This window comes from Streptomyces botrytidirepellens (assembly GCF_003721215.1).
Taxonomy (GTDB): Bacteria; Actinomycetota; Actinomycetes; order Streptomycetales; family Streptomycetaceae; genus Streptomyces; species Streptomyces himastatinicus.
In genome coordinates, this window is record NZ_RIBZ01000326.1 from 18,614 (window position 1) to 29,388 (window position 10,775).

The window sequence follows — 10,775 nt, forward strand, 5'->3', positions numbered from 1 at the left end:
GTGCCGGGCAGGACCTGGACATCAATACCGTACATGTGATCGATTACTGTGAGGACGGTGTGTTCGTGCACGCAGGTGCCGGTCGGTCGCTGTCTGACCTCGGTGATGGGTGAGGAGAGGGACAGTGGTTAAGGACCTGCAGATCGTCCACCGTGACGGTGCTGGCAGAGAAGTCCAGGTTCCCGTCGGCATGGCTGCGGGTGTGCCGTTGGCCGAACGGGAGCCCGTGTGGGTGCCCCTGCGCCACCCTTCTGAACGGAGCATCGTCACCTGGTGGTGGTCGGCCACGTCGGGCAAGCATGTGGGCTGCCGGTCGCTGGAGCGGCTGTCGGTGGCCATGCTCTTGGACTTCAATCCGAAGGTCGCCGACTTCACCGCGTGGACCGCCCGCCTGGAGTGGACTGAGCGCGGCAGATCGCGGCGCTTGGTGCCCGATTTCTTTGTGCGCACCACTTCGGGGGCGACCGTGGTCGTTTCCTGTCCGCCGGCGTCCGGTGCGAGCAGCCGCTGGGAGCGGCAGCGGGAGGTGCTCCAGCAGGCGTGCCGGGAGGCCGGCTGGGAGATGGGCTCTCCCCGGCTGCCGAACAAAACGGCGCTGGCCAACCTCCGGTGGGCGTCCCGCTACCGGCATCCCCGCATCGGAGACCACGCCGTCGAGCGGGATCTGATGCAGGCATTTGCCCGGCCTCGTCCACTGCTGGAGGGAGTGCAGGCGGTTCCGGCGCCTCAGTTGCTGGTGCTTCCGCGGCTCTACCACCTGCTGTGGCGCCGCAAGCTCACCATCGATTGGAGTGTGCCGCTGGGGCCGGGGTCGGTAGTGGAGTGTGGTGGCAGTGCACCGGAGGCCATGCGGCGCCCCTTCACCGTGGGGCAGGAGCCGTGAGCCGCCGCAGGCAGCCGGCTGTCCTCCGCGCGCACCACGGGGTTCTGGCCGAGGGCGACTGGGTGCGCTGGCAGTCCGAGACCTACAGCGTCGTCACCTTCGACGGCATGCGGGTGCAGCTAGCGCCGCGGCCTGGCAGTGGCCTGCCGCTGGTGCAGCTTCCGCTCCCGGTCCTGGCCGCGGCCGGTGATTTCGCGGTCCTGGACGCCACCGGCCAGCCCGTGGAGCACGCGGAGCTTCCCGATTGGTCGCGGCTGGAGGGCATCAACAGCGACGCCGCGCGTGAGGCACGGATCTGGGAGCGGCACGTCGTCGAGGTCGAGACCGGCCTGCTGCCCGGGCAGCCACAGGACGCGACTCCGCGGCCGGGCTACGGGGAGAAGTGCACGCTGATCGAGCGATACAAGACCAAGGCCGCCGAGTTGAACGCGGTGCTCGACTTCGACGTCTCCTGGCACACCGTCCAGCGCAAGCGCCTGCAGTACCAGAAGGACGGCGTCTGGGGCCTGGTCGACAAGCGGCGCACCCGCACACCATCGCTGTACGGGCGTACCGATCCGCGGGTGGTAGATGCGCTGATGACGGTCATCGACGGCCGGGCCGGGAAGTCTGCGATCACTGCGACGGGGGTGTTCGTGATGCTGCGGCGCGAGGTCCGCTCGCTCTACAAGGGCGCGGTCACCGTCCCGCCGGACACCACGCTGTACAAACTGCTGGACCGGCTCGGTATCAAGGTCAAGGATCTGAGCGCTCCGACCCGGCGCCGTATGGATCTCACCAACCGGCCCGCGCCGCCGTTCAGCGTGACCACCGCGCTGGCGCCGGGCGAAGTGGTGCAGATTGACTCCACCGATCTGGATGTGAAGGTCCTCGGTGACGACGGCCAGCCGACCTCGGTGGAGTTGACCGCGATGGTGGATGTGGCCACCCGCACCATCATCGCCGCCGTCATCCGGCCCAAGACGCCGCGGGGGCGGCGGAAGAAGAACCGGCAGCGTCTGGCTTTGATCGCCTCCAGCCGCAGCGCGGCCCGGGCCACCAAGGCGGTCGACGCCTCGCTGCTGCTGGCCCAGGGCCTGGTGCCGTCCCCCATGCGCGCCGGGTTCTCCCCGCAGGTCCACGCCAGCGCCTCCGACCTGCCCTATGAGCAGTTGCTGGAAGCTGATCCGCGGATGGCCCAGGCGGCCGCCCGGCCAGTCATCATCCCGGACATGATCGTTATCGATCACGGGTCGGTTTTCGCCGGTCAGGCCTTCTTCGACGCGTGCAACTACCTGGGGATCTCGGTGCGTCCGGCGCGCCGCCGCACGCCCACGGACAAGGGGATCGTGGAGCGTACCTTCGGGTCGGTCAAGTCGCTGTTCAGTCAGTACGTCAACACCTACACCGGCAACGACATCAGCCGCCGTGCCCGCACCCTGGACGGGGAGCCGCTGTTCAACCTCAGCCAGCTCGATGACCTGCTCCAGCAGTGGATCGCGCTGGGCTGGCAGAACCGCCCGCATGACGAACTGCGCAACCCCTACGATGCGAACCTGCCGCCGCTGAGCCCTAACCAGATGTACGCCGCGTGTGTGCAGGTCGCGGGGTATCTTCCGATCCCACTGGGACGGGAGGACTACCTGCGGCTGCTTCCGACAGCGTGGGTGGGGGTGACCGACGAGGGGATCCGGTTCAAGAACCGGGTGTACGAGAACCCGAAGGGCGAGCTGAACGAGTACCGGCGCCGCAAGTCAGGTCTGGGAGGCAAACCGCGCGGCGGATGGGAACTGCGGTACAACCCCTACGCGCCCGAGCAGGTGTGGCTGCATGACCATGAGAAGAACACGTGGGTGGAGGCCACCTTCCGTCACCAGCACCTCATCGGAGCGCCGTGGACCCAGTATCTGTGGGACGTCGCGCTGGCCGAGCACGTCGCACGGGGCGGAGACAAGGACGACGACCTCTCGATCGCCCAGGCGCTGGCCGAGCTCCTGGAGCGTGCCGGCCGCGGCCCGGAGGAGAGCGAGGCTGCTGTGGTGCCGGACGGCTGGGGGCCCGTCCTGCCGGCGCCGACCACCCGCGTGTTCAATCCCTACGCAGAGCCCTCGGAGGGTGAACTGGACGGTGATGAACTGCTGTTGAGCGATACCGGCATGTACGGCCTGCCAGGCCCGGCCGACCTGTCGCGCCGTGCCGCGGGAGGGGACGGGCTATTCCTCTCCCCCGCCGTCACCGGCGCGGGGTCCTGGAGTGATGAGGCGCTGCAGTCGTTCAAGGACACCTACTTCGACGATCTGCCGCCACTTGAGGACGAGTCTGAGAACAGGCGGGAGCCAGGCACGGCCGGTGTCGAGATGACCGCTGAAGACCTTTTCCGCTCCATGGAACAACCTCCGGAGGACTGACGTGAAGCGCCCTGACATCGATGAGGCGATGGTCCGTGAGCTTGTCGACGGGCCGGCGCGGCGCAGGCCGCCGGAGCCGGAATGGCGTGACACGCTGACCAACTGGCGGGCATCGGTGGACCGGGTCCCGGAGCCGCCCATACTGGCGGACTGCCCTCCGTTGAACGTCGAACTTGCCTGGGACGATCCGCGTTTCCTGTATCACGGCAGTATGCGCCCGGTGCGTACTCCGGCGATCAACACGGCGCTGAAGGTGGTGAAGGTACAGCTTCAGGCCAATGCGAAGCGGGAGGCGGGCCGGATCGGGGTCATCATCGAAGGGCCGCGGAACACGGGCAAGACCGCCCTCATGCAGTACATCGGCCGTCACTACGAGATGCGCCTGAATGAGCTGTATGAGCGGGATGAAAACCGGATTCCGGTGATCGCGCTCAGCGTGCCCGCCCAGGGGCGGGGCGGCAGCCGGAACTGGGCGGCCGCGTTCGCCTACTTTCTGGGTCTGCACCGGGACGGCGGCAGCGATCCAACCGGGGCGATCTGCCATGTGATGCGGCACTCGGGGACCAAGCTGGTTCTCATCGACGGCATCGAGCGGCTCCGGCCTGGTGCCGATGTAGAGCAGTCGTTCGCGTTCCTCGAGCACATCAGTGACGAAACGGGTGCGACGTTCGTGTACTGCGGCCGCGGCAGCCGCTCCATCGTGGATCCGATGACCCGTGACCGTGAGACGAAGCTGGAAGTGGACGAGGATCCGTGGGGCGACCATCCGGTGCTGGTGACGAGCCGACTGGGATACGACCAGAGAGGCAAGGACCACTTCCGCCGGATCATGCACGAGTTCGACAAGGACCTGCGGCTCTTCCACCACGAGCCCGGCGACCTCACCAAGCTGTCCCCCATCCTGCACACGCGCAGCAAAGGCTATCTGCGTGCGGCGTCACAGCTCATCTGCCAGGCGGCGCAGAAGGCCATGCTGAGCAAGGAGGAGCGCATCACCGAGGATCTGATCGATTCGCTTGCCGTCGGGCGGGCGATCGCGATCTGAATGGCCTGGATGGCTGGCTGTGTCGGCGGCGTTGGCGCGTGTTCAGGCGGCGTTGTGGCGACGCAGACGGGCAGGGCTCAGGTTTTCGGGGGCTTCGTGCCGCGTCCCAGGGTGGGGTCCCACACCATGTAGATGCCTTCCAGTGCGGTGCGTTCCTCCTCGGTGAGCTTTTCAGGTGCTTTGCGGGTTTTGTGTATCCATGCGCCGAGGTCGATCATCCGCTCTCCCCAGCTGGCCTCCCGGTGCCTGCGGGGGACGTTGAGGTTGCCCTCGCGGGTCAGGTAGTTGGTTGCCGCGTTGAGGTACTCGCGGAACTCATCCCGCCGCGGGGTGCCGATTTCACCGCGGTAGAGGCTTTCGAGGCTGGGGCCGAGGTGGATGTCCAGCAGGAGTTGGGTCTGGGCGGGGTGCAGCGTGGTGAAGCGGTTGCGCTGCCGGCTGAGCCACTGGCCCAGCGGTATTCCGTCCTCGGTTTTGTAGGTGTTGGGTACGTGGCCGGTGCCGTGGATTTCCACGTGTGCCTTCGCGGCCGCGTATGTGCGGCGCCAGGTGACCGGGAAGGGCGGGTCCCACCAGGGGTCGATACTGCGCAGGGCCTCTTCCTGGGTGGGGGCGAGGCTGCCGGATCGGGCTCTTCTGCGGCACTCGGAGATCCATCGGCCGACCGGGTGTCCGCCGTGCATGGCGTGCTGGGGAGCGGCGAGGTGGCCGTGTTCCTGGGCCCAGGCGCGGACGTGGTGCAGCATGCGGGTGAAGTCGTCTTGGGGGGTGGTCCACAGCATGCCGAGTGCGTCGAGGGCGGTGCGGTGCGCGTCGTCGAGGCGGCCGGCGGTGTGCCGCAGGCGCTGATTGCTGATCCACTCGCCCAGGGCGAAGCCTTCGGGGTCCCGGTAGTCCGCGGGAATGTCGAGGTGCCCGTAGTGCCGCTGGTAGCCGGTGGCGCTGGCCATGCCTTCGTCCCAGTCGCCGGTGGGGGGCAGGGTGATCTCCAGGCCGAGGGCGAGGGCGATCTCCAGGGCCCGCTCGGGCAGGTGGTAGTGCACGGTGCGGGCGGGCAGTCCGGAGGGGCCGCTGGAGTGGGGCATGGCGACCCGGTCCAAGAAGGTGTCATCGTGGGCGCGCAGGGCTTGCAGGATCTGCCACAGCCCGCCGTACTCGCTGGTGCGCAGGATGTCGTGGGCGCTGGCTCCGTCCGGCAGGTAGACGGGGATTACCAGGGTGGCCTTCTTCCCGGCTCCGGGTTCCTGGCGCAGGGCGCGGCCGATGGCCTGGATGGCGTCGATAACGCTTTTGCGAGCGGCGGCGAAGACGATGGCGTCGATGGCGGGGATGTCGACGCCTTCGTTGAGGACGCGGACGTTGCTGAGAACCGCCTGCTGGTCGGTGTCGTCGAAAGCTTGCAGGAGGCGCCGGCGGTGGGCGGCCTTTTGCTCGCTGTCGACGGCGCGGGACCACAGGTCGGGAATGTGAAGGTTTCCGGCGGTCTGGGCGGCGGTGTGGGGCAGCGCTCGAGCGAAGGCGTGTGCGGCGCCGATCCGGTTGTGGAAGACCAACACCCGGCGCAGGCCCTGGTCGCGGATGGCACGCAGGACGGCGACGTGGAGGGCGGCGGAGCGCAGCCCGTTGTGGTGGGCGCTGTCGGCGGGGTTGGAGGTGAGGATGCCGTGCAGGTCCTGATCCTCGACGACGGGCATGACGACGCGGTAGTCGGCGAGGATGCCGCGTTCGATGGCTTCGGACAGGCCCAGGCGGTAGACGACGGGCCCGAAGATGTCGACGCGGTCCATGGTGGCGTTCGGCATGGCCTCGAACAGGGACGCCAGCCCGCTGGGAGGCGAGGGGGTTCTCCAGATGCGGGGCGTCGCCGTCATGTAGAGGCGCAGCTTGGCGGGCAGCTCGCCGTCGTCGTGAATGGAGCCCCACCCTCGGCCAACGCGCTTGCAGGTGCGGTGCGCCTCGTCGATGACCATCAGGTCCCAGGCCGCCATGGAGTGGTCGTGGTGGGCCTGGCTGATGAGGTGCAGCGAGCCGTAGGTGACGAAGACGGTGACGGGGCCGGAGGCGGTGTTGGCCAGTTCGGCGATACGGGTCGGGTCGTTGGTCATGACCGCCTGGCCCGGGGTGAGGCCGCTGGGCCGCTGCTTCAGCGAGGACACCCCGAGCACCAGTCCCGGGCGGCCGGCTTGTCTCCAGCGCTGGATGGTCTGGGTCAACAGGGCGAGGGTAGGGACTGCCACCAGGACTGCTCCGCCCGGTGCGAGACGGTGGGCCGTGGCCGCGGCGGTGAGCGTCTTGCCTGTTCCGCAGGCGGAGACCACCGTGGCGCGCCGCTCCCCTGCTGCGAACGCGCCGACCGTGGCGTCGACTGCCTCTTTCTGGTGGGGGCGCAGGGCGGGCGGAGCAGATGTCACAGGGGTCCTTAGGATCGGGGCAGGCAATTGCCCGGTGTGCCGCGGTTTGCTCCTGCACTGTAGGCGGGCGGTTCGTGGGGCCGATCGGCAGGTGGTGCTGCTGCGGCAGCCTGGGCCGGCGGCGAAGGTGCACAGCCGGCGAGTGGGCGCGGCAGCACAGATGTAGTTCGGGAAGAAGGAGGTGGCGCCGGGATGGCTGGTGGCCGGGTACGACGCCCCACAAGGCGGGCGCGTGTCTTCAGGGAGCCGGCGCGCTTGCCGCGGCAGGTGCGGCTTATCTCCGGGGAGTCGACCGGTTCGTTCATCGGACGCCTCGCGGCGTTGAACGGAATATCTCCCGGCGAGTTGCTGGGCCTGGTCGGAGACGGCACGAAAGCGCAGCCTCCTCAGTTCACCGAGGTCTACCTCAATGCGATGGCGCTGGAGCGGCTGGCGGTGATGACCGGCCGCGGCCGGGAGGTGCTGCAGCGAGCGCTGCCGAACCTGCGCGACCATCACCTGCTCGATGAGAGCTCCGGGCCGGTGTGGAGGTGGCCGCAGTGGGAGGCGAAGGGGGTCTTCCTGGTCCGGGCCTGCGACCTGTGCGCGGCCGCCAAGCGGATGGCGTCGGATGTGTATGTGGTGTCGGTGACCCGGTGGCGGGTGTGCGCACGGCACGGGCGGTGGCTGGACAATCTGCGGGAGGCCGGGGTGTCCTGGCTGCCGCTGCGGGAAGTGCCCGAAGTGGTAGAGGCCCACCGGCAGCGTGTGCTGCTGGAGCGGCGTCTGGGCGGGGGCGGACGGGCGCTGTTCGCGGATGCGCTGCACATTGCTTCCTTCTGGTGGAACATCCCCGCACTCTCCCCTCCCGTGTGGTTCGAGCGGCGCGACAGGTTCAGGGGCCCGGTGGGCAGTGACCTGCGGGTAGCGCCGCTGGTGTGCTATCCGGAAGTCGTCCACCTCGCTTACGTGCTGGCCGCGCGAGAGCGCCGCCGCATGCGCGGCACATGGAGTACTGAGACGGACAAGGCGTGGCTGCGCAGGGTCGGCGATTTGCTGGAGGAGTGGCAGATGCCCGCCGCGCTGGCGCTCGTGGCCGTGGACATCTGGAGGCAGCGTCACAGCACGCCACCGCCCGGGACGGGCGCAACGCGGCCATCCCAGGGCCGCTCGCGCCGCCTCCCCGTTCCTCTCCCCCACCAGGATGCTCCGGCCGATACCCACCTGGAACATCTGGCCTGTGTGCCCTGGCGGTTCGGCGACGAACCGCCAGCCCTGGATGACACGCAGGTCTGGTCCGTGGCCGGCCAGGCCTGAACCCCGGTGCACAGCCGGGAACTCTGACCGCCGGCCGTCCTCATACATTCCGCGGGAGACACACAACATAGGATGACAGTGGCGCATTTCAGGCATACAGGAAGGGGGCGGCATGGGAGCAATCTCGCTGAGCGGGCGCGCGCTCGTCGACTCAATGGCGGAGCTCATCGGTTTCAAGCTGGGGCTTGCGGTGTCGGAAGACGACCTGGTCCGCGCTGTAAAGTCCCGGGGCGCCGAGGAACTGTGGCCGGAGGAGATGGACAGCCTCTACCGGTATCGGTCAGAGGCGATGGAAGAGCTTTCGCACACGCTCATGGCCGCGTTCGGCGATGCTGACGCTACCGCGGTGCGCGCCTCACCAGTGACCATGCACGAGTTCCCCGATCTTCTCGAGTACTCCGATGCCATCGACCACACTCTTGAGCACTTGCCTCAGCTGCAGCCAGCGCGGGGGAGCAACACACTGGATCCACGCCCGCTCGTGGAGGAGGTAAAACAGCGGTGGGGCCCGAAGGGTGCTCTGATAGCGCTGCGCCTCATGCAGAGCATCAGCGCACGCGTGATCGCCAGCCCCTGGTCGCAGGTACGGCGAGCGGAGTACGCCTCGCGCCTCGAACTGCGAGACCTCTTCACCTCCGAGCAGTTGCCGCTGCCCCTCGGCGTCTTCTTCGACCAGCGCTTCATAGACTACCTCGAGGCCAACATCAGTGAGCTGGGACGTATGCACTGGCGGCAATTCGAAGGACTCGTAGCCGAACGGCTACGACAGGAAGGGCTACGTGTGGAGCTTGGCCCAGGCCGGGCCGACGAAGGCGTTGATGTACGCGCTTGGGATTTGGAAGCGGACGAGGATGCTCCTGCCGTCCTGCTCGTGCAGTGCAAGCGGACGAAAAGCAAAGTCGACCGTGTCGTGGTCAAAGCGCTGATGACCGACATCACCTTCGAAGGTGCGCAGCGTGGCATGGTTGCCACCACTTCGTCCTGGTCCCCAGGCGCTCGCAGCACCGTCGAGTCCCGCAGCTACCCCATCGAGGAAGCCAACCAGGCCACACTCGCCACATGGCTGCAAAACATGCGCACTCCCGGTGCGGGACCGTGGCTAGCTGGGGACAAGCTGCCTAGGCCGTGACTCCCCGGTCGCTCCCTGCTGGTGGCTCACCGAACGAACAGCACGCACTCTGGCGGGGCGCTGGTGCGCCAGCGCGGTCCTCCCCCGCCGAGACGTAGCTCGACGGGGTTGGCCACACGAGTTCGCGTTATTAAGAACTCTTCGCCCCTTCACCATCCTCAAGCATCAGCGACAGGATGTGCTCGGCTTCGGCGGCCGTCAAACGCAGACCGCGGGAACCGGAGGTGCCCTGCCCGGGGCAGCGCACCGTACAGTCGTATCCGCCCTCGCCGGTTTCATTGATGTTCACGCACATGTGAATCAGCCAGTCACATCCTTGAGCACCCAATTTGCGGTGCAGGTAGAGGCGTAGCGCAGCGAGCCGGTGGTGCAGAGGAAAGGTGCGCTGGGTGCGGCAGCCGTCACAGCGCAGCAAATGCTGCACGCTGCCTTTCCGGGCCAAAAACTCCTTCCCTTGTCCTTCTGCCGTGTTGCAGCTGCCGCACAGAGGGCCGCGAATCAGCTCGTGTTGGTGGCAGTGGTCCCAGTTGGTGGCGGGCCGGGGCGTTTCGCAAACCGCGCACAAGAAGTCCTCAGCCCGTGGTCCTCGTTCCCGAACCCGCGCGTAGGCGACACCCTTGAGTTCTTGGCGGTAGGAGCGCAGCTTGGCGGCTGTGCAGGCGGGGCACAGCACCTTCCATCCGGTGGTGCTCGGGGCGCGCCAGGTGGGGTCTGTGCTGTGGGCTCCGCAGCCGCTGCACTGCTGGGCGGCGGCTTTCAGTTTGCTCTCGGCTTCCTGCTGCTGGTCGAGGATGTAGACAAGGGTGCGGGGGATCAGCCAGGTGTCGTCGACCCAGACGAGCGTAGGCACGGGGAGTGTGCAGGCCATGGTGTAGCTGCTGCACCGCTGGAGCAGGGCGTCAGGCGTCAGGCTGCAGGGCAGACCCCAATCGGTTTCCTCTTGCTGGCAGTAGAGCGGTCCGCATCGGCAGCCCTTCTCCTCGCGCTCGGTAGCAGCCGCCCGGCGGATCATGTTCTGGATCTCGGTTCGCCAGCCGCTGTGTGTCGTGGCGAGCGGATCTGACTTGCCGTGGGCGTCAAGCCGTGGGTCTATGAGGTCTTCGGGGTCCCAGGGCAGTGCGGCAATCGTGCGCACGGCACCGCGGACGTCCGGCTCGCTGAACCGCCACCGGTTGGCGTGCTTGTAGGCGCGCACCGGAACATGCCCGAAGAAGACGTAATCGTGCTCGGCCCAACGCTTGATCCGGAAGCTCTCCGGCGTCATCGGGACCGGGCAACCCTCCATCTCGTCTGCCAGATACCTCACGGCCAGCTTTTGACTGATCATCGCGACAGGATGGCACCCACCGCTGACAACGCGCCCGGCCTCTGGCGACGCCCTTCCAGCCGGGGATGGTCGCATCCCTTGCTACCAGGTATGTGGAGTTGTTGTCTCCTTGCGCCTCTGACAACCCAGCAGTAGCGCAAGTCAGCGGCATACCCGGCAGTCGACAGGCGCGAAAATCTGCACAGCTACTTCACCGCTGGTGTTTTGGCCGGGGCTAGGACTTGTCCGGGCGATCATGTCCGGAGCCAGATGACCAGGGCCGATGCTGTTGCGGTGCCGAGGAAGATGTAGCCGCGC

Annotated in this window: 7 protein-coding genes; 5 read left to right on the plus strand and 2 right to left on the minus strand. The window is 67.6% G+C overall.

The genetic code is table 11. The features are described from left to right. Nucleotides 1–190: 190 nt before the first annotated feature. The 3 genes from EEJ42_RS29160 (at nucleotide 191) to EEJ42_RS29170 (ending at nucleotide 4,315) form a co-directional block, all read left to right on the plus strand. Nucleotides 191–883, plus strand: coding sequence for a TnsA-like heteromeric transposase endonuclease subunit (locus tag EEJ42_RS29160; RefSeq protein ID WP_148082045.1), 693 nt, complete (start codon nucleotides 191–193; stop codon nucleotides 881–883). Nucleotides 884–945: 62 nt separating this feature from the next. Then, on the plus strand, nucleotides 946–3,270 hold the full coding sequence (locus tag EEJ42_RS29165; protein WP_221179440.1) for a hypothetical protein: 2,325 nt from the start codon (nucleotides 946–948) through the stop codon (nucleotides 3,268–3,270). A gap of 1 nt (nucleotide 3,271) precedes the next feature. Next, nucleotides 3,272–4,315: a TniB family NTP-binding protein gene (locus EEJ42_RS29170; protein WP_123104592.1), complete on the plus strand. Its 1,044-nt coding sequence runs from the start codon at nucleotides 3,272–3,274 to the stop codon at nucleotides 4,313–4,315. Nucleotides 4,316–4,392: 77 nt separating this feature from the next. Here EEJ42_RS29170 and EEJ42_RS29175 read toward each other — a convergent pair whose 3' ends face one another. Beyond that, nucleotides 4,393–6,726, minus strand: coding sequence for a DEAD/DEAH box helicase (locus tag EEJ42_RS29175; protein WP_184503325.1), 2,334 nt, complete (start codon nucleotides 6,724–6,726; stop codon nucleotides 4,393–4,395). A 255-nt stretch (nucleotides 6,727–6,981) separates the two neighbouring features. Here EEJ42_RS29175 and EEJ42_RS29180 point away from each other — a divergent pair, with 255 nt between their 5' ends. Next, entirely contained in the window at nucleotides 6,982–8,022 is a 1,041-nt protein-coding gene (locus tag EEJ42_RS29180) for a TniQ family protein (protein WP_184503326.1), read from the plus strand. 112 nt (nucleotides 8,023–8,134) lie between these two features. After that, nucleotides 8,135–9,151: a restriction endonuclease gene (locus tag EEJ42_RS29185; protein ID WP_123104596.1), complete on the plus strand. Its 1,017-nt coding sequence runs from the start codon at nucleotides 8,135–8,137 to the stop codon at nucleotides 9,149–9,151. 130 nt (nucleotides 9,152–9,281) lie between these two features. On the opposite strand, the gene EEJ42_RS29190 is transcribed toward EEJ42_RS29185, so the two are convergent. After that, a complete protein-coding gene (locus EEJ42_RS29190; RefSeq protein WP_184503327.1) occupies nucleotides 9,282–10,478 on the minus strand; it encodes an endonuclease domain-containing protein in 1,197 nt (398 codons plus the stop codon). Nucleotides 10,479–10,775 lie beyond the last annotated feature (297 nt).